General features: G+C 35.7%; 15 protein-coding genes. 5 read left to right on the top strand and 10 right to left on the bottom strand.

Features of this window, described 5'->3' with window-relative positions:
- Window positions 1–60: 60 nt before the first annotated feature.
- Both DEU39_RS18200 and DEU39_RS18195 read right to left on the bottom strand, forming a co-directional pair.
- Entirely contained in the window at window positions 61–870 is an 810-nt protein-coding gene (locus DEU39_RS18200) for a T9SS type A sorting domain-containing protein (RefSeq protein WP_120232886.1), read from the bottom strand.
- Window positions 871–1,026: 156 nt separating this feature from the next.
- Window positions 1,027–1,800, bottom strand: a complete 774-nt coding sequence (locus tag DEU39_RS18195; RefSeq protein ID WP_120232885.1) for a T9SS type A sorting domain-containing protein — start codon at window positions 1,798–1,800, stop codon at window positions 1,027–1,029.
- Window positions 1,801–1,955: 155 nt separating this feature from the next.
- On the opposite strand from DEU39_RS18195, the gene DEU39_RS18190 reads away from it, so the two are divergent.
- Window positions 1,956–5,183, top strand: a complete 3,228-nt coding sequence (locus DEU39_RS18190) for a hypothetical protein (protein WP_120232884.1) — start codon at window positions 1,956–1,958, stop codon at window positions 5,181–5,183.
- A gap of 149 nt (window positions 5,184–5,332) precedes the next feature.
- Window positions 5,333–6,328 (top strand): tRNA dihydrouridine synthase DusB, encoded by a 996-nt coding sequence (gene dusB, locus DEU39_RS18185; RefSeq protein WP_062676256.1) that lies wholly within the window; start codon window positions 5,333–5,335, stop codon window positions 6,326–6,328.
- A 50-nt stretch (window positions 6,329–6,378) separates the two neighbouring features.
- Here the strand turns inward: dusB and deoC are convergent, their stop codons facing one another.
- From deoC to DEU39_RS18160, 5 genes are all read right to left on the bottom strand, one after another.
- The gene (gene deoC / locus DEU39_RS18180; protein WP_120232883.1) at window positions 6,379–7,122 is read right to left on the bottom strand and encodes a deoxyribose-phosphate aldolase; all 744 of its coding nucleotides are present in this window, start codon (window positions 7,120–7,122) and stop codon (window positions 6,379–6,381) included.
- A gap of 4 nt (window positions 7,123–7,126) precedes the next feature.
- On the bottom strand, window positions 7,127–7,597 hold the full coding sequence (locus DEU39_RS18175; RefSeq protein WP_002976659.1) for an Lrp/AsnC ligand binding domain-containing protein: 471 nt from the start codon (window positions 7,595–7,597) through the stop codon (window positions 7,127–7,129).
- A 27-nt stretch (window positions 7,598–7,624) separates the two neighbouring features.
- Complete coding sequence (locus DEU39_RS18170; RefSeq protein WP_120232882.1) at window positions 7,625–8,560, bottom strand: endonuclease/exonuclease/phosphatase family protein; 936 nt, start codon at window positions 8,558–8,560, stop codon at window positions 7,625–7,627.
- A 382-nt stretch (window positions 8,561–8,942) separates the two neighbouring features.
- Window positions 8,943–9,614 (bottom strand): tRNA (guanosine(37)-N1)-methyltransferase TrmD, encoded by a 672-nt coding sequence (gene trmD, locus DEU39_RS18165; protein ID WP_062676259.1) that lies wholly within the window; start codon window positions 9,612–9,614, stop codon window positions 8,943–8,945.
- Window positions 9,611–10,873 carry an NAD(P)/FAD-dependent oxidoreductase gene (locus tag DEU39_RS18160; protein ID WP_062676260.1) on the bottom strand — a complete coding sequence of 421 codons (1,263 nt, stop codon included), beginning with the start codon at window positions 10,871–10,873 and terminating at the stop codon, window positions 9,611–9,613. The genes trmD and DEU39_RS18160 overlap by 4 nt, the downstream gene beginning before the upstream one ends.
- A 66-nt stretch (window positions 10,874–10,939) precedes the next feature.
- Here DEU39_RS18160 and DEU39_RS18155 point away from each other — a divergent pair, with 66 nt between their 5' ends.
- Entirely contained in the window at window positions 10,940–11,803 is an 864-nt protein-coding gene (locus DEU39_RS18155) for a glycoside hydrolase family 25 protein (RefSeq protein WP_120232881.1), read from the top strand.
- A gap of 139 nt (window positions 11,804–11,942) precedes the next feature.
- Here DEU39_RS18155 and DEU39_RS18150 read toward each other — a convergent pair whose 3' ends face one another.
- Both DEU39_RS18150 and DEU39_RS18145 read right to left on the bottom strand, forming a co-directional pair.
- A complete protein-coding gene (locus DEU39_RS18150) occupies window positions 11,943–13,598 on the bottom strand; it encodes an alpha/beta fold hydrolase (RefSeq protein WP_120232880.1) in 1,656 nt (551 codons plus the stop codon).
- A 121-nt stretch (window positions 13,599–13,719) separates the two neighbouring features.
- Window positions 13,720–14,232, bottom strand: coding sequence for a 5' nucleotidase, NT5C type (locus DEU39_RS18145; protein ID WP_062676310.1), 513 nt, complete (start codon window positions 14,230–14,232; stop codon window positions 13,720–13,722).
- Between the two features lie 216 nt (window positions 14,233–14,448).
- Between DEU39_RS18145 and DEU39_RS18140 the strand changes: the two genes are divergently transcribed.
- Entirely contained in the window at window positions 14,449–16,341 is a 1,893-nt protein-coding gene (locus DEU39_RS18140) for an ABC-F family ATP-binding cassette domain-containing protein (RefSeq protein ID WP_120232879.1), read from the top strand.
- Between the two features lie 124 nt (window positions 16,342–16,465).
- Here the strand turns inward: DEU39_RS18140 and DEU39_RS18135 are convergent, their stop codons facing one another.
- Entirely contained in the window at window positions 16,466–17,521 is a 1,056-nt protein-coding gene (locus DEU39_RS18135; RefSeq protein ID WP_062676264.1) for a Gfo/Idh/MocA family oxidoreductase, read from the bottom strand.
- A 180-nt stretch (window positions 17,522–17,701) separates the two neighbouring features.
- On the opposite strand from DEU39_RS18135, the gene DEU39_RS18130 reads away from it, so the two are divergent.
- The gene (locus tag DEU39_RS18130) at window positions 17,702–19,987 is read left to right on the top strand and encodes a TonB-dependent siderophore receptor (RefSeq protein WP_120232878.1); all 2,286 of its coding nucleotides are present in this window, start codon (window positions 17,702–17,704) and stop codon (window positions 19,985–19,987) included.
- Window positions 19,988–20,004 lie beyond the last annotated feature (17 nt).

Here is a 20,004-nt window from a genome sequence, read left to right as displayed (position 1 = left end):
AGATTCTGAAAAATAAAAAATAAGGACAGCCTGTTTTCGGTTGTCCTTTCTTATTTAAAACTAATCTTTTATTATTTTCTGTGAGATCGGAATATTGTTAATGGTTCCTGTGACAATGTAAGTTCCTTTCGGAAGCTCAGCAATATCAAGAGTGGAGGCCAGTTTCGTCGGTGATTTTTTAACGACCTGCCTGAATGTATCATACACTTTCACATCTTTCACCTCAGTTCCGAACACTACTTTACTGTCTTTTATGAATGGATTCTGTACAAAACCTGATTTCACACTTCCTTCAAGAGAAAAGTCTGCCATATTATCGTTACTGCCTACCAAAGTTCTTTTGATAGCTGTAGTTGTTGTGGGAGAAGGAGCTGGCCCGTCTCCTTTAAACTGATCAGCATTGGATCCGTACCCTACAAAATCCAGTACATTGGATGCAGAAGGCCCTGTCACCTGCACTATATTTCCGGCTAAAGCTACTTTTCCTGACACACTGGAAATTTTCAGCCCTGAAGATGGATTAGGCGTTCCGTCAAAATTAATTATTTGGGTGGCAATAAAATCCGGTGTTGGCAGATTTTCAATACCTCCTTCAATTGCTGACTCCTGAATTAAGTAGGTTTCTTCCGGCCCTAAAGTAAGATCCGGCAGCGTATGATATTCCGTGAAAGCACCTATTGCCGGAGCATATTGAATACTTGCTCCTGTCAAAGAGACCAAATTAGTTCCGATATTTTTAAGGACGATATAATTATTCTTCAATACAGCCCCTGAATTGACATTTCCACCATAGATCTCATTAATCACAATCTGGGCATTGGAAAAGGAAGTTAATAAAGTAAGTCCAACAAGAGTAAAGATTTTTTTCATTGTAATAATTTTAAGAAATGGATTAAAAATAAAACATCAAAAACAATACCACCAAATTAAAAAATATATAGGATACAAAAACTTAAAAATCAGCAAACAATCACAAAAAACAGCCACTTCGTTGAAGCGGCTGTTTATATTTTTATTAATAAAAGATTAGTCTTTAAGTACTTTCTGAGAAACCGGTCGATTGTTTACTGTACCTGTAACGATATAGTTTCCTTTTGCCAATTCAGCAACACTTACAGATTCGTTTTGTTTTACTGAAGTTTCTTTTACAAGTTGTCCGAACATATTGAACACTTTTACGTCTTTTACATCAGATCCGAAAACGATTTCGTTATTTTTAACGAAAGAGTTCTTTACAAAGTTGGCTGATTTTACATTTTTAGTATCAAGAACAGCAAGAGTTCCTGTGCTTACAATGATATCATCAATAAAGAATCTGTTATTGGCAGCTGCAGATCCTTCAAATGTAAGAGTTACAGCTCCGGTAGCGCCTGTAACATTTACGGTATAGTTAGAAAAAGCTCCTTTTACAATAGTTACGCTTGCCTGATCCAGAGTAGCACCTGTTGCAGATATATTTAAAATACTTTTTTCACTAGCCCCATCCCATGCACCTGCTCTGAATGTTAACGTAGCTGATCCTGTTAAATTAAAAGTTGGAGTAGTAATTGACCCTTTTAGACTACTTGTACCTGCCTTAAGACATCCGTTTCCTTTATAAATTTTAGTAAAAGTCCAGTTTCCGCCAGTTGTATAAGAGCTGGATCCATCAGCAAATCCACTTGATGCAATACCTCCACTCCAAGCACCATCATTTCCTCCTGTTCCTGTTACATCATCAAATGTAGCACTGAAGACTGTTTGTGCAAAAATTCCACTTGCTAACATTACTGTAGCAAATAACGAATAAAGTTTTTTCATGATTTAAATTTTTTGTTATTAATAATTTTTTTTCCGTAACAAAACTACATTCTATTTTTTTTTGGAGGACAATAAAGAGGTTAAGTTTTTGTTAATTATAGTTGATCTCTTAATGTTAACATTTTTTAATTATTTTTACGAATTATTTTTAAAAGTTGCGGAATTTTGTCATTCTATTCGTTTTATTCTTCTTAGGCATATTTTCAGGAAATGCTCAGGTCTTTTCGTGGAAAAATCCCAACGTTCCGGAGGACAGCATCAAAAGAGACAGTATTCTTGCAGCAAAACTGGAACAGGACATCTTTGCAAAGGACACTCTTGATTTCATAAGAACGCATAATAAGATCATTATTGATGAAGCCGTACTGGCCAAGAATGATAAAAAGAGATTTTTAGGAGAACTTAATTCAAAAGGTTCTATTATCCGAGGGATTACTTTTGGTAATAATCAGGGACAATCTGTACAAAGTTCTATGGATCTTCAGATTTCCGGACGTTTGTCAAAAGATGTAACGATTTTAGCGAGTATTTCAGATCATAACCTGCCCATACAGGCTGATGGTTATACCCAGACTTTAGAGGAGTTTGACAAAATATATATGCAGCTTAATATTAAAGATAAGTCTATCCTCAGAGCAGGACATCTTGATCTTGTAGAAGCTAAGAATTATTTTGCCAAATACCAGAGAAGAAGTATGGGACTTCAGTTCCAGACAGAATTCGGTAAAGAGAATAAGACATTCGTAGATATCTCTGCAGGTGTTGCCCGAAGTGAATTCCACAGAATACGTTTTCAGGGGGTTGAAGGTAACCAGGGACCTTACCGTCTGACGGGTAAGAACGGTGAACAATTTATTACGCTGATCTCTGGCTCTGAACAGGTTTTTATTGATGGAATCTTAATGAAGCGCGGTGAAAACCAGGATTATATTATCAATTACAATACCGGTGAAGTTACCTTTACCAGTTTTCGTCCTATTTTCCAGCAGAATTTCATCACCATTTCATACAACTACGCCAATAGAAATTATTCAAGGTATTTGTTTACAGGAAAGCTTGAGCACCAAAGAGAGAAATTCAAAGTGGGATTCAACTGGTTTATGGAAAATGACAATAAGAACGCACCTCTTTCTTTAAACCTTTCTAAAGAAGATGAGCAGATTCTGGCTGATGCCGGAAATAATCCTGACCTGATGTATGCTCCTTCAGGAGTGATAACGGAATATGATGTCAATAAAATTTTATACAAATTAAGTCCTGCAGGAAATTTTTATGAATATTCTACGGATTCCAGTTTAACGCTTTATCAGGTATCTTTTACTTATTTCGGAGCTAATCAGGGAGATTATAAAATTGCACAGACCACCAACAACGGGCGTGTTTTTGAATATGTAGGCCCTAATGGCGGAGATTACAGAGCCGTAAGAAAACTTCCTTCTCCTCAGAAATCGCAGGTATACTCTCTGAACTCAGAATATCTGTTAAATGAAGGAAAAATAGGTGCTGATATCTCTCTGAGTAACTATGATGTCAACTTATTTTCATCAAAAGATTCTGATCAGAACATGGGGTATGCATGGCGTATTTATGGAAATAAAAGCTTCACAAAGAACACATGGAAAGGAACTCCAAGTTTTGAATATCAATATATAGACAGACAGTTTCATATCCTTGATCGTATTAATGATGTGGAATTCTCCAGAGATTTCAACCTTACCCAGGAATTCAATAAAAAGACCCAAAATAGATTTACCTTCAGCTTCCTCAACAAATGGAATAATAAATCTACACTGAATTACCGCATCAATTACCTGAATGAACAGGATTCTTACAAAGGGATTAAAAATGACCTTGATTTCGGCTGGCTAACGGGAAAATTCTTTACGAAAGGGAATCTGTCTTATCTGAGTACCAATGCTACTCTTCAGGATACAAAGTTCATCCGTGGTGGAGTTTCAACAGAATTTACCGGTAAAAAAGGAAGCTGGGCCATTGGTGGAAGCATGGAGCATAACGAGAAAAAGTACAATGATACCCAGCTTTTGGATGTCACAAGTTTCAGCTGGAAAGAAATATTTTTGCAGAAGAAAATAGGTGACAGTACAAGAACCAAATTATTGGCGAAAGTATATATGAGAGATAACGACTCAGTACGCGATAACAGACTTCAGAATATGAACAATATTTTGGGGATCATGGCTGAAAGTCAGATTATCAAGACTGAAAGAACCAGTTTAAATGCTCTAATTCACTACCGAAAATTCTTCTACTCAGGTGCAGAAGGTGAAGTAACCCGTAATAATGATTTTGTTGTTGGAAATATCTTATACAATCAACAGCTTTTCAGAAACGGTATGCGTCTTCAGGCTTTCTATGAATTGGGGAACGGACAGGAAGCCCAGAGAGAATTTCAGTACATTAAAGTAACGGACGGACAAGGTGTTTATAAATGGACAGATTATAACGGAGACGGCGTTCAGCAGCTAGACGAATTTGAAATTGCCGAATATTCCGATCTTGCGCAATACATCCGTGTATATACTAATTCTGTACGATATATTCCTTCCAATAAAAATAAACTGCAATTGGCCTTGTTTGTCAATCCGGCCATTGTTTTCAACTCTGAGAATGGATTTTTAAAACGTTGGAATTTTAATATTTCATTAAATTCTCAAAACTCATTCTACAAAAAGGAAAAAGTACTTGTTCTGAATCCTTTTGAAAAGAACAGTGACCAAATCCTTAAAAATCAGAATATTCTTGCTTCCGTACAGTTTAATCCAACTGATAAATCAGGCTGGAACGGAAATTACAGATTTATCACCAATGATAATCTCATCAATGCCAATTTCAGTAATGAAGAACGTGAACAGACTTCTCATTTCCTGAACATAGGATATTGGTTCAATAAAGAATTCAGAGTGGATTGGGAAAACTCGGTTCATGATATCCAAAACTCTTCACAGTTATTTAAAACAAGAGATTATCGTCTGAATAATTTTGAAACCAAGCCTAAAGCAACGTATAAATTCACCGATGCCATTCAGGCTGAATTATCTTCTGCTTTCCGTCAGAAACAAAGATTGGATGGCGAAGAACTCCTTAAGGCTTTTGATGTTACAGGAACCATCCAGTGGGAGCGAAGAAAAACGTCTATCCGTGGAAACTTCTCATTTATCAATAACGATTTTACAGGAAACAATTTCAGTATCGTAGGAAACCAGATGCTGGATGGGCTTAAACCTGGAAAAAACCAGGTGTGGAGTGTGTTTATCCAACAGGCTATCAACTCGTTTATCCAACTGAACCTTAATTACGAAGGAAGAAACTCCGGTGACCGAACCATTCATATCGGAAGTATGCAGGTAAAAGCAAGCTTCTAATTGAGGACAACCGGAAGTGGGGAGTCAATCAAATCTCATATTCACTATTTAAAGTCTTTTTCTATCCTCCAATTTCCAAACAAAACAATCATTTAGGCCGATAGATAATATCATAATTATGAATGTTCAGAATTTTGTAAATTTGCACCATGATAAAAATAGGCAACATAGAACTGCCGGAATTTCCGCTTTTGCTGGCTCCGATGGAAGACGTAAGTGATCCTCCGTTCAGACGTTTGTGTAAAATGCATGGTGCAGATTTAATGTATTCGGAATTTATTTCTTCCGAAGGGTTGATTCGTGACGCTATCAAGAGTCGTAAAAAGCTGGATATTTTCGATTATGAAAGACCCGTTGGGATACAGATTTTTGGTGGTGACGAAGAAGCTATGGCTATGTCTGCAAGAATTGTTGAAACGGTAAATCCGGATTTAGTAGACATTAATTTTGGATGTCCTGTAAAAAAAGTTGTATGCAAAGGAGCAGGAGCTGGTGTCTTGAAAGATATTGATCTTATGGTGCGTCTTACAAAGGCTGTTGTAAGCTCTACTCATCTTCCTGTCACTGTAAAGACCCGTTTAGGATGGGACAGTACCAGCATTAATATTGATGAAGTAGCAGAACGTCTGCAGGAAACAGGAATCAAAGCGCTTACCATACATGCAAGAACGCGTGCTCAAATGTACAAGGGTGAAGCAGACTGGGAACATATTTCAAGAATTAAACAAAATCCTAATATTGAAATTCCAATTTTTGGAAATGGTGATATAGATTCTGCTGAAAAAGCATTAGAATATAAGCAAAAGTATGCCTGTGACGGTATTATGATCGGTCGTGCTGCTATTGGATATCCATGGATATTCAATGAAATCAAGCATTTCTTTAAAACAGGAGAGCATTTACCTGAACCTACTATTTCAGACCGGTTACTGGCTGTTCGTCAGCATGCAGAATGGAGTGCAGAATGGAAAGGAGAAAGATTAGGATTGGTTGAAATGAGACAACATTACAGCAACTATTTCCGAGGAATTCCTCATTTCAAGGAGTTCAGAAAAAAATTCCTTGAAGTGTTTACCCTGGAAGAAATGAATAGCTTGATTAAAGAGACCCAACAGTTCTACGAAGAATATCAGGCACAACTATAAAATAAAACCATCAGCAAAGCTGATGGTTTTTTTATATTGAGAATTTAATATTAATATCCTTCTGATGAAGATTCGTTTTTAATTAATCCCAGAGCTGAAGAGGTTCCAATTCTTTTAACTCCCATTTTAATCATTTTTTCAGCATCTTCAGGAGTTCTTACTCCACCTGCTGCTTTTACAGGAAGTTTCCCGGCATTGCTGAGCATAATTGTTATTCCTTCAAAGGTTGCTCCGTTAGGCTTTCCTTCGGCAGTCTGATAAAATCCTGTAGATGATTTGACAAAAATTTTCGACAACTCATTTTCAGAAAAATTCTCTTCTGCCCAGGTAGAAATCTTTTTAGTAAGATCTGCAATTTGTTCATCTGTTAACGCTGCAATTTCAATAATCCATTTTGCAACTTTTTGATGTTCAAGAGATAATTTTGTACATTTTATAAATTCTTCTCTTACCAGTTCTATATCTCCCTGCAGATAAGCCGTGTAATTAATAACAAAATCTAATTCATCTGCTCCGTCTTCTATTGCTTTTGAAGCTTCTGCAATTTTTTCATCAATAGAGTACGTTCCTTCGTGGAAACCTATTACAGTTCCTACTACAACATTTGAATTTCTTTCCTGAATAAATTTTTTGATCTCAGATACATAATCCGGCCGAATCATCACGGCAAAAATATCATTGTCTATTGCTTCCTGAGCAAGTTCTTTATCTTTTTGAAGTGTTTCTTCGTGGGAAATACCTGACTGTTCTGGTGTTTTCAGGTAAGTTGAATCCAAATATTGGGCTATGTTCATATTATTATACTTTCAATTGTCTGTAAATACCTTGTTCTAAAGATATAAAAGTTTCTGTTCTTGTTACTCCCTTCAGCTTTTGAAGCTTACTAAGGATTTGCATTAAATGATCATTGTCTTTACAAAGCACTTTCAGGAAAATGGTATAATTTCCTGTAGTATAGTGGGCTTCCACTACTTCGTTGATATCATGCAAAGACTTTACCACTTCCGGATAATGGCTTGGCTGATCCAGAAATACACCGATGTAGGAAATCACTTTGTATCCAATTTTCTTAGGATTAAGAAATGAAATTGAATTTTCAATAACTCCTGCATGTTCGAGTTTTTTGATTCTTTGATGCACTGCAGTAGTGGAAATTCCGACATTTTTTGAAATGTGGGCTAAAGAAGTTTTAGCATTATCCATCAACATGTAGATGATTTCCTTGTCAATAGAATCTAAATGGTAGCTTGTGTTGCTCGAATTTTTCATTTTCTACTTTTTTATTATTTATGTTTTTTAATGTAAATTTTTAAATTTTACAAAAACCGGAAAGTGATCGCTATACCCACCTAAATACCGGGTACCGGCATAAGTTCGGAATGGCCGTCCTTCAAAATTTCTGGTTCTGCTGCGGATTTTTTCAGAATTAAATATATGGGCATCCTGAAAAGCCAGCGTCCTATTATCAAGCAAAGATCTTGATATAATGATCTGATCATACAGCAATCCAGATTTATAATGAAAAGTAGAATAATTTCTTGTAGAAAACAATTGTTGAAAAGGGTTCATTAAAACCTTCTCATGGTCATTGTCATAGAGAATCTGTACTAAATTTTCATCATCCGGGTTTTCGTTAAAATCACCACACAATATAACATGCTCTTTATCAGCATTTACAATTTTCATAATCCGTTCCCGGACTTCATTCAATATAAAGGTTCTTTTAGGTTTATTGATATCTTTTTCGCGCTTAGAGGGAAGATGGGAGACAAAGACATTAATAATTTCCCCTTTATATTTAATTTTTGAAAAAAGTACGTCTCGGGTTGTGTCGTAATTTTCTGTGTTTTTATTTACTATTTCAAAAAAGAAAGTAATGGTTTCTGAATCGAGTACCTCTACTTTATTTTTATCATATAACATGGCTACATCCACTTTTCGTTCGTCCATAGAATTGTAATGAACAATTCCGTATTCCGAATTAAAGGGCTCCATTTCTACTAGATCTTCCAAAACTTTCCTTCCGGAAACTTCAGATAATCCTATTACAAATGGTAATACTTCATTATCCTCCTTCATCAACTGAAATACATGAGAGATTTTAAAAAGCTTATTTCTATATCTCTTTTCATCCCAATTCCTTAATCCTGACCGGGTAGGATCTAATTTATGGACAGGTTTCGGATCTGGTAAAAATAAATTTTCAACATTATAAAAAGAGAACAGCTCCATCTACACTAATTTCTATACTTTTAATTTATTATGTCCTTTTTACTTTAAGATGTAAATTTATTATTTTTTTTCAAATTTTAGTGATTTACCTCTAAAACAGCAAATCAATTTCCAATAAAAAACAATTCAAATATAGTAAAAAATACTAATGAAATAAGTCATTATGAATTAATTTTTCAACTATCCCACAGTTTCGATATATTAATCAAAATTGAGACAATATATAAAATATGGAATAATAGAAATAAATTTTTAACTTAAAACCAGAAACATTAATATTTTTCACACTTATTGAAATTACAACAAATATTATTCCATTTATCTATAACAAATGGAATTAAATATGGAAGCAGAAAATTAGATCATTTCTGACGATTTTCGTTTACAATAAATCGGGACGTTTTTCCTTTGTAATTCTTACGGCTTCATCATGACGCCATTCTTCAATTTTTCCGAAATTCCCACTCAACAGGATTTTAGGAACATCCAGGCCTTTATAACTTTCAGGTCTCGTGTAGATGGGTGGTGAAAGAAGATCATCCTGAAAACTGTCTGTTAAAGCGCTTTGCTCATCATTCAAAACTCCGGGAAGCAATCTGATAACGGAATCTGCCAGAACACAGGCAGCCAGTTCTCCTCCTGTAAGAACATAATCTCCAATTGAAATTTCTTTGGTAATATGAAGATCTCTTACCCTTTGGTCTATTCCTTTATAATGTCCGCAAAGAAAAATTAAATTCTCTTTAATAGACAATGAATTGGCTATTTTTTGGTTTAAAGTTACCCCATCCGGAGTCAGATAGATTACTTCATCATAATTTCTTTGAGATTTAAGCTCTGATATACATTTATCCAATGGCTCAACCATCATTACCATTCCTGCACCGCCTCCGTAAGGCTCATCGTCAATTTGTCTGTGCTTATTGATTGCCCAGTCTCTCAGATGATGAAAATGTACTTCTACCAGTCCTTTGTCCATTGCTCTTTTCAAAATAGAGGTTTGGAACGGACTTTCCATCAATTCCGGAAGTACGCTTATTATGTCAATTCTCATTGTAATGTTCCGTTTTTCTTAGTAGGTATAATAATTAATCTTAAAGAAGAATCTTTGTTGATATAACTCCACATCCAGTTGAAGAATATGGCCAGTTTATTTCGAACGCTCAAAATTAGCATTAAATGGAGAAACATCCAGAAATACCATGCCAGAAATCCCTGAAATTTTATAAACGGCAGATCTACAACTGCTCTGTGCTTCCCAATAGTCGCCAATGAGCCTTTGTCATCATACTCGTATTCTTTCCATTCTTCATGGCTTTTCTTTAATAGATTTTTACCTAAATTTTTTGCCTGATTAATGGCTACGTTGGCTACCTGAGGATGCCCATGTGGATATTTAGGGGTTTCCATATAGGCAATATCCCCGATCGCATAAATATTATCGTAACCTTGTATTTTATTATATCGATCAACAATATATCTGTTTCTCACTAATTTTTCTTCCGGAAAACCTCCTACAACATTTCCTGTAACTCCGGCTGCCCAGATCACATTATTGGATGGAATTTCTTTTCCGCTTTTCAAATGAACCTTATCTCCGTCATAATCCGTCACTACTTCTCCACTCATAAAAGTTACCCCAAGATCTTTAAGATATTTTTCTGACTTCTCCTGAGCCTCACTACTCATTACTGCAAGTGGTTTTTCGGTAGAACTCACCAGAATAATTTTCAGATGATCAAAGTTCATATAAGGATAATCTCTTGGAAGAATATCTTTTTTCATTTCAGCAAAAGCCCCTGCCAGTTCTACTCCTGTAGGACCGCTTCCTACGATAACAATATTCCAGTTTCCGTCATCGCTTCGGCTTTTTTCAATAATCAGTTTTTCAAAGGTCATCAAAACATGATTTCTGATACTGATGGCTTCCTGAGTATTTTTCATTCCGAAAGCTTTGCCTTCCAATTCTTTATTTCCGAAAAAATTAGTTTTACAGCCCGTTGCAATGATGAGTTTATCATAGGTAAATTCTGCTTCATCAGTAATGACCTTATTGTTGGCAGGATCTATTTCTTTGACTTCAGTCATACGGAACTGTGTATTTCTGGACTGCTGAAAAATCTTTCTGAAGGGAAAGGAAATGTTGGAAGGCTCTATCCTTCCTGAGGCTACCTGATAAAAAAGCGGCTGAAACATATGGTGGTTCATCCGATCCAGAACAATCACCTTTTTGTTCTTGTTATTCAATGTTTTTGCAAGCTGCAGCCCCGCAAATCCTCCTCCAATAATGATGATTTTTTCGCGTGTTTCCATAATACACAAATTTACTGATTTTATTTTAGCATTTAGCAGTGAAAAAAGTTAGTTTTGCAAAACTTTATGACACCAAAAAAGTACACCAAAAAAACTGCCAAACAAGTCCATAAATCGCGACGGAAGAAGTATTTTTTCCGAAGATGGGTGATATTGGTTATTTTAATGATAGCATTAGTAGGAACAGGGCTTTATTTAAGACAGTCTATCAGTTATTACTATGCGCTGTACTTTAATAAATTTAAGCATAAAAAGCTTCATAACAGTGAAAAGGAAGCAGCAAGAATCCAAAGAATACTAGCCAGCAACCTTGATAAAACCTATGGTTTTGATGTTTCTCATTATCAGAATCGTGAAGATATCAAATGGGACAGTCTCAGCATCGGAAATAAAACGATTCCATTAGAATTTGTTGTCATGCGTGCAACGATGGGAAACCGAAGTGCCGATAAGCATTTTGACGAATTCTGGGAAAGTGCTAAAAAGCATGATCTTATCCGTGGTGCCTATCATTTTTACAGAGCTGATGAAGACCCTGTGATCCAGGCTAATAATTTTTTAGAGAATGTAAAACTTGAGAGCGGAGATCTTCCCCCGATCCTTGATATTGAAAAAATTCCCAAGCGTAAAACCAGCAAAAAGCTGATTGAAGATCTGAAAGTATGGTGTAAAATTGTAGAAGATGCCTATGGTGAAAAGCCGATCATCTACACCTACTATCATTATTATAAAGACTTTCTGAAAGGCGAGTTTGAAGATTATCCTTTATGGCTTGCCAATTACAATGATGTTCCGTCTCCTTCTCCTGATGATGAGTGGGATTTCTGGCAGTTTACAGAAAACGGGATTGTTCATGGTATCAACGCTAAAGTGGATCTTGATATTTACAATGGTAATTCGTGGTCATTAAAAAGGCTGACACTGGATTAAAAGAAGGGAGGAAGGAAGCACAAAGATGGGAGCTGATGAAGTTTCATTGATCCCGTATGATATGTTTCAATGAGTCAACTTACAAAATTAGCTAATGGATATCACTTCCATTCTCCATCTCCCTGCTTCCAGCCTTTATCTAATTACTTTTTCCTAAAAAATTCAGAATATCCGTATTGAGCTGATCTGCGTTTTCAAAAGGAATCATATGGGTGGCCTTGTTGTAGATTTTAAGTTCAGCATTGGGTATTTCTTTTGCAATAAGTTCAGTATGACCACGTTTAATAACATCATTCTCACCGGCAATAACCAATACTTTACTTCCGATTTTATTTAAATCTTTCTTCTCAATGCGCGGCTGTGTCAACATAATTTTCAAAAGCCTTTGTTCATTAAACTTTTCAGGATCCTTCAGCTCTTTCATCACCAGCATTTTATTTTCAAAATGATCAGTAAGTCTGTCATCCACTCCACCAGGAAATGCATTGGCTCCAATTGCAATCAGCTTATTCAGCTTTTCAGGATATTTCAGGGCAAATTCCAGTCCGGTATTTCCACCATCACTCCAGCCTGCGATATTTACCTTATTGAGCTTTAATTGATCTGCGACTGCTTTTACATCATCAGCAAACATTTTGTAGGTAAAATCCTTTTTAGAGGAATCTACACTTTTTCCTTGTCCTCTTGTATCTATAGCAATTACTTTATACTGCTTTGATAAAACAGGAATCTGCTGATAAAAATCTTTAATACTTCCTGAATTGCCATGAAGCAGAATCAATGGTTCTCCTTCACCATACACCTCATAATAAAGGTTGGTATCCTGAAGTTTCAGATAGTTTCCTACGGCTTTATTTTGCCCATACACTGTTTGCTCCGATTCCTGGATATATTTTGACACATCAGGCATCAGTGCTTCTGCGCTGTCATCTGCAAAACCGTTTTCATCATCCGTATTTTTGTCTCCGTTTTTATCCATTTTCACATCGATATTAATGGCAGGTGCGGCGAGAGTCATTTTTGTCCACTCTCCGTAAAATTTCCTTATAAATCCTGTTTTGAACAATGCTGCACTTATATTGACTCTCCCTTCAAATTCTTTTAAAAACTGAATTCCTATAAAAAACCTTCCGTGTACCCAGATATTACGGTCATTCACATCCAATGTATAAGTTCCGTCTTTAATCATATCACTGGTTAGTTCAACGGTAATTTCTTCATCAAGAATATTTTTATCCGGAAAACCATCTTTTTCACTATAAATAGTATACCGCATGATGACAGGCTTATCAGCAGTATAGCTGGCAATATTCAGGTTAATATTCTTAATCTTTGATTTCTTTTTAGCATTAAAAGCCAATGCGGTTTCACCAAGAAAATCTTCTTTTCTGAGGTGTGGATTTACCGAGTACATAACACTTTTTGTCTTCGTATTGACTCCCCAGTTTTTATCAACAAGTTTCTTAGGCTTAATGGTAATCTCTTTAATATTTTTAGTTTTCTCTGTTAAAAATATTTTTTGCTGATCATTTTTTTTAAAATCCTGTATTGTTTCCTGGTAAGGCTCAAATCCCGGTACTTCTATTTTTATTTTCTGCCGGGGATCTGTATCGGAAAGATCAATTGAAAAATTTCCTTTTTCATCAGAGATTGTTCCGATTGATTTTTTTTCAATTCCAATCTTTACATAAGGAATTGGATGATTTTCATTTTTAGAAATGACAGTTCCGGAAATAACCTGGGCATGGAAAGCAGAGGCTGTGAAAAGGAAGAATAAAGTATGACCTATTTTCATGTTAAAAGTTTAAAGCAAACTTATTTATTTTCAACAGCCCAATATCCCAATACTTTATTAAAATTATTCTCCCTTTAGTTAAAGTTGTTTTAAATATTTCCTAATTATAAATATTTCCTACTTAAAGGATACTCATAATTTCTTCCCAGGAATGCACTCTTTCGTAAGTATCATTTTCTATCAGCTCATTATGAGGTTGGGTAAATATCAGTCTCTGCCCTGAAAAATGATCTAAATTTTTAGGATAGTCATCAATCATGATATCTCCGGACACTACTTTTTTACTTCCACAAAGAACAATCTGTTCCCAGGTAATGAATGGGAAATGCTCTGCCAGCCAATCATATTTTTCCCTTAAGCTGTTTGGAAACTCCATTCCGGCAGATACAATATAGAGTTCATATTTATTATTCAGATATTCCATTGCCTCACGGCTTCCCTTCATTACAGGTAAGGTTCTGAAAAAACCTACTTCATTCACGTGCTTTTTTCCATTGGGAAAAGATTCTATTTCAGGCTTACCAGCCAAATCACTGATTTCAATTTCTCTTCCTGTATCTCTTTTTTCAAATTGTACCAGCTGATGATATACATCCGCCATTACCCCGTCCATGTCGACAATAACTTTTTTCATTGTTTCCATCAGATTTTTGTATTATTTATTACTATTAAAATGTGTATTTCATTGTGGCTGATCAAATTTACTGATTAGTTTTTTCAGGCAAGGGACACTATCTATTAAAAAATCATAAATATTCATTCTTATAAGATGCGTTCCGGAAAATTTTATGGCTACATTTTCGTATTTTTGCGACTTAGTTAAAAAATAAAATCAAACTATTAATTCCCAATGAATTACGTTTCTGCAGAAAATCTTACCAAATCTTACGGCATCAAAGTTTTGTTTAAAAATATTTCTTTCCACATCAATGAAGGAGATAAAATAGCGATTGTTGCCAAAAATGGAAGTGGAAAATCTACCCTTCTGAAAATATTAATGGGTAAAGAAATTGCAGACAGCGGAACTGTGATCATCAATAAAGATATCCAGGTGGTGTTATTTGACCAGGAAATTGATTATGATCCTAAGCTCAGCATTGAGGAATTCATGATGACCCTTGATTCCGAACCTATCCTCGCTCTTAAAAACTATCACAAATCACTCCATTCTACGGATAATGATTTTATTGAGAAAGCATTGGCTGATATGGAAGTTCATAAAGCCTGGGATCTGGAGAATGAAATGAAACAGATTCTTTCCCAGCTTAAAATCACTGATCTGGATGCTAAAATGGGTACTCTTTCCGGAGGGCAGATCAAGCGTGTAGCATTGGCTAAACTTTTAACAGAAACAAGAGCCGAGCACAGGCATACACTTCTTATCATGGATGAACCTACCAACCACCTGGATGTGGATATGGTAGAATGGCTTGAAAATTATCTGAACAAAGCAAAAATCACTTTATTGCTTGTAACCCACGACCGATATTTCCTTGACAGTGTTTGTGACAGTATCTGGGAAATGGAAGATCAGAATCTGTATGTTCACAACGGTTCTTATGCTACTTACCTGGAGAACAAGATGATTCGTGAGGAAAATCTTAATGCTACAATTGACAAGGCCAATAACCTTTACAGAAAGGAACTGGAATGGATGCGAAGACAGCCGAAAGCCAGAACCACAAAATCAAAAAGCAGAATTGATGCTTTCTATGAGACTGAAAAGGTTGCCAAAACCGATACCAGAAAAGACGGACTTGAACTGGATTTTGAGATGAAACGTTTGGGAAATAAAATTCTTGAACTTAAACATATTGATAAAAGTTTTGGACCTAAAGTTTTATTGAAAGATTTCAGCTATCAGTTTCAGCGTGGAGAAAAAGTGGGAATCATTGGAAAAAATGGGGCGGGAAAATCTACCTTACTTAATATTATTCAAGGTTTTGAAAAAGCCGATAAAGGAGAAATTGAAACCGGAGAAACGATTTCTTTCGGTTATTTCTCACAAAAAGGGCTTACATATAAAGAAGATGAGCGTGTAATAGATTTCATCAAAGAAATTGCAGAATTTTATCCTTTAGCTAATGGCAAAAGTTTATCGGCATCACAGTTCTTAAGATTATTTTTATTTGATGATCAGACACAATATTCTCCTATTTCTAAACTTTCGGGCGGTGAAAAGAGAAGACTTCACCTGATGTATATCTTGTATCAGAATCCTAACTTCCTGATTTTTGATGAACCTACAAATGACCTTGACCTTCCTACATTAACAGTGCTGGAAAATTTCCTTCAGCAATTTCAGGGATCTTTAATTATCGTTTCCCACGACAGGTATTTTATGGACAGAATTGTAGACCACGTTCTGGCTTTTGAAGGAGACGGAAAAATCAGAGATTTTGTAGGAAACTTCTCAGAATACAGAGAAGCAAGAAGCCGTGAAGAAGCCTTAGAAAAAAATGCAATGGTAAAACCTGAGCCTGTAAAAGAAATTGTTTCACCAACAGAAAGTACTCAGTCTGCCAATTCTAAAAGGAAACTCACTTTTAAAGAACAAAGGGAACTGGAAACCATTGAAAAAGAGATGCCTGAACTGGAAGCACAACGTACTAAAATTCTGGATAAGCTCAACAACGAAGCTGATTACGAAAAGATAGCCACACTTTCTTCAGAACTGGAAAGCGTTTCAGAAAAACTGGAGAACCATGAAATGAGATGGCTGGAGCTTCAGGAACTCCTTTAATAATGATGAATTATGAATGAATTCAAAGAGTTTTAGAGTTTTAGAGTAAACGAATTGAAGACTTCTCATCACAACTGTTATCAACTTTGAATCTTGAATTCATTCATAATTCATAACTCATCATTTATAATTCTATTATTCTTTCTTCTTTTGCACTTTTAAGAGAAGTATCTATGATTTTCATATTCTGAATAACTTCTTTTCCGGGAGATGGTAAAGCATATCCAAAAACGATGTGTTCATAAATTTGCTGGTAATAATTCATGTAGTTTCCGGCTTCACTGGAGGTAAGAATTCTCTCTGTTTCAGAATCATCATTCAGGAAGTTTAAAATTCCGTCCGGCTCTTTCAGAGGCTGTGTCCATTCTTTACCATATTCAGGAACAGCACCTGCTACCAGTTCATTTTCCTGATTATCGGTTCTTTCCTGCAGGAAAGTTCCTTTGTCTCCATGAATAGTGTAAGCATAATGTCCTTCTTTACTGAAAACAGATGATTTCAGTCTTACCCTCATATTATCTTTATAGAATAAGAGAATTTCAAAATAATCGTTAGCGAACTCAGTTCCTTTCATAGAAAACACGTCTGCAAACAATTTTTCAGGATATCCAAAATACTGCACCGCCTGATCTACAAGATGTGCCCCCAGATCGTGAAGTGATCCTGCCCCCACCTGATCAGGGCTTTCTTTATGCTGTTTTCCACTGGCGGTTGTACGGAATCTGTCAAAACGAATTTCAGCTTCTTTAATATTACCTATTTTCTTATCATCAAGAATCTTTTGAACCTGTAGAAAGTCGCGGTCAAATCTTCTGTTTTGATATACGCTTAAAAACAATCCTTTTTCTTCTGCTAATTGCACCAGCTCTTCTGCTTCAGAAACATTTACTGTAAAGGGTTTTTCCACAACAATATTTTTTCCTGCTTCCAGTGCTTTTTTGGCGTACTCATAATGAGTCTGAACCGGGGTATTGATAATCACCAATTCTACATCACCATGCTGAAGCATTTCTTCCACGGAACGGTAGATGGTTGCTTCCGGATACTTTTCCTTCGATTCTTCCTTACTTCTTTCCACCACAGCAGACATAAAAAATCCCGGATGTTCTTTTAAGAAGGGAGCATGGAATACTTTCCCACTCATTCCAAAGGCGCAAAGCCCTGCTTTTACCAATTGCATATTATAATTTTTAACAAATATATTCATAAAAAATTTTCTATCCCTTAGTCTAAGCGGCTATAGAAATAATCCATCTCATCAACACTAAGAATATGATTTAAATCATAAAATTATTTTTATCTATTCTAAACAAATACTTACATTTGCGCCTTATTTAAAACTGTTCTACATAAAAATAAAATGAAAAGACAATTACTTTCTTTAGGTCTTCTGTTTATCGCCGCTTCGGCAAGTTCACAGCTGAAAAATGTTGAAGCAGATACTATCAGAACTCAGACCATTGAGGATATTAACCTTCACAAAACAGGAAATCCTAACCAGGCAAGACCATTATCAACAAAATCTAATCTGACGGTAATGGAAAACCCTCAGCCTATTGCTATTGTTACTCATGAAATCATTGAGCAGCAACAGGCAAAGCAACTGAGTGATGTTCTTCAGAATGTAAACGGATTGTACATCACTTCATCCAGAGGAAATTCTCAGGATAGTTTTGGTGGACGTGGTTTCATTTTAGGAAATGATAATATTTTTAAAAATGGTTCAAGAGTAAACAGCGGTGTTTTCCCTGAAGTAAGTGGTCTGGAAAGAGTAGAAGTTTTAAAGGGCGCCAATGCCATGCTTTTTGGAAATACAGCAGCTGGTGGTGTTATCAATATGATTACAAAAAAGCCTAAATTCAATTTTGGTGGAAGTATCGGGCTAAACGGCGGAAGCTGGAATTCTTATAAACCAACAGTTGATATTTACGGTCCTTTATCTAAAAATATTGCTTTCAGAGTAAACGGAGCCTATGAGCATGCTGAAAGTTTCAGAGATGTTGTAGAATCAGAGAAATATTATTTCAATCCATCCTTCCTTTTCAATTTAAGCCCAAAATCACAATTGATTGTGGAAGCGGATTATCTTAAAACTAATTTTACTCCCGATTTCGGGCTTGGTTCTATTACGGAAAAGGACCAAAGCTATAGATTGAATGATACTGTTTCCAGAAACACTTTCTTCGGAACTGACTGGCAATATCAAAATGTACAGCAAGCTTCTACGAATATAACTTTTAATCATCAGTTCAACGAAAGATGGTCTTTAAATGCGATTGCTTCTTACCAGAACTATACGAAAGATTATTTTTCTTCTGAAAGAGTACAATGGATATATGATACTAAAGATGCCACTGTAGATCCTAACAGATTGTCATGGAAAAGACCTTTTGGCAGAACTTACAACGAACAAAATTATACTTCAGCACAGGTAAACATCAATGGTGAATTCAATACTGGAAAAATCAGCCACAAAGTTTTAATTGGGGCAGATGCTGATTACGGCCAGGCAGATGCTTATGCTTATACTATTGCGGCTCCAAGAAATCTTCTGTATTTAGATGATCCGTCAACGTGGGGAAGTATTGATATGCCTAATTCTACTCTTAGTACGAGAAATAGAATCAATACAAGAAGAATAGGGATCTATGCACAGGATTATATCAGCTTAACAAAACAATTAAAAGTAATTGCAGGTTTAAGATGGTCTTATATAGAAAACATGCCTACGCTGACGACCCGCTTCACATTAAATGATAAAATTGAAGTCGCTAATTCTTCAACGTCTGACAATGCATTTTCTCCAAAAGTAGGTTTGGTGTATGCTCCAAATGAAAACCTTTCAGTATTCGCAACTTATACGAATTCTTTTGCAGCCAATGCAGGATATACTTCAGATCAATTTGGAACAGTAAATACCAATCAATCTGCTTCAGATGTTCAAGCTCAGTTAAATACTTTATCAAAACAAAGCATAAAGCCATCAACTGTTGATCAATATGAAATCGGTATTAAAAAGAATTTCTGGAACAATGCTTTAGCTGTTAACTTAACGGCTTACCAGATTATGTACAATAATTACTATCAAACGTATTGGTTTGCTTCTGCTCCAAACGGGGCACCGGTAAATTCCACAGACACCAATCTTAAAGAATTTGCAGGAAATATGAGAAGCCGTGGTGTGGAACTGGACATTACAGGAAATCCTACAGAAAACTTGTCTATAATCGGAGGTTTTTCTTATAACAATTCGGTTTATACCGACACTCCTGAAAAAGGATATATTGAAAACCAAAGACTGGTAAGAACACCGGCAACAACAGCAAATGCTTCTGTTTTCTATAAATTTACAAACTACGTAAAAGGATTGAAAATCGGAGCTGGAATTTATTACATCGGGGACAGAATTGCCGGATGGAATGATACAAAATCTACAAACACAAGTAGAAATAACGTGAGCAGAATGTTTGACCTGAAAGATTATACGACTGTTTCCGTTTCAGTAGGCTACGAGTGGAAAAAATTCTCTATCCAGGGGAAAGTGGGCAACCTGTTTGATGTTGTAAACTACAATGTTCACGAGAATTATTCAGTGAATCCTATTACGCCTAGAAATTACTATTTCACATTGACATACAGACTCTAGAATTTCTAGAATTCTTT

It is taken from the genome of Chryseobacterium sp. AG363, from assembly GCF_003610675.1.
GTDB classification, from domain to species: domain Bacteria; phylum Bacteroidota; class Bacteroidia; order Flavobacteriales; family Weeksellaceae; genus Chryseobacterium; species Chryseobacterium cucumeris.
Note: the sequence above shows the minus strand (reverse complement) of the source record. Positions and strands in the feature narration are given on the sequence as shown.

Bases quoted from the DNA above. Each gene is read 5' to 3' on its own strand.
- DEU39_RS18135 (WP_062676264.1), bottom strand. From the start codon at position 17,521: ATGCAATTGGTAAAAGCAGGGCTTTGCGCCTTTGGAATGAGTGGGAAA.
- DEU39_RS18175 (WP_002976659.1), bottom strand. From the start codon at position 7,597: ATGAAAAATTCGAGCAACACAAGCTACCATTTAGATTCTATTGACAAG.
- trmD (WP_062676259.1), bottom strand. From the start codon at position 9,614: ATGAGAATTGACATAATAAGCGTACTTCCGGAATTGATGGAAAGTCCG.
- DEU39_RS18150 (WP_120232880.1), bottom strand. From the start codon at position 13,598: ATGAAAATAGGTCATACTTTATTCTTCCTTTTCACAGCCTCTGCTTTC.
- DEU39_RS18195 (WP_120232885.1), bottom strand. From the start codon at position 1,800: ATGAAAAAACTTTATTCGTTATTTGCTACAGTAATGTTAGCAAGTGGA.
- dusB (WP_062676256.1), top strand. From the start codon at position 5,333: ATGATAAAAATAGGCAACATAGAACTGCCGGAATTTCCGCTTTTGCTG.
- DEU39_RS18160 (WP_062676260.1), bottom strand. From the start codon at position 10,873: ATGGAAACACGCGAAAAAATCATCATTATTGGAGGAGGATTTGCGGGG.
- DEU39_RS18155 (WP_120232881.1), top strand. From the start codon at position 10,940: ATGACACCAAAAAAGTACACCAAAAAAACTGCCAAACAAGTCCATAAA.
- deoC (WP_120232883.1), bottom strand. From the start codon at position 7,122: ATGAACATAGCCCAATATTTGGATTCAACTTACCTGAAAACACCAGAA.
- DEU39_RS18145 (WP_062676310.1), bottom strand. From the start codon at position 14,232: ATGAAAAAAGTTATTGTCGACATGGACGGGGTAATGGCGGATGTATAT.
- DEU39_RS18130 (WP_120232878.1), top strand. From the start codon at position 17,702: ATGAAAAGACAATTACTTTCTTTAGGTCTTCTGTTTATCGCCGCTTCG.
- DEU39_RS18200 (WP_120232886.1), bottom strand. From the start codon at position 870: ATGAAAAAAATCTTTACTCTTGTTGGACTTACTTTATTAACTTCCTTT.
- DEU39_RS18140 (WP_120232879.1), top strand. From the start codon at position 14,449: ATGAATTACGTTTCTGCAGAAAATCTTACCAAATCTTACGGCATCAAA.
- DEU39_RS18170 (WP_120232882.1), bottom strand. From the start codon at position 8,560: ATGGAGCTGTTCTCTTTTTATAATGTTGAAAATTTATTTTTACCAGAT.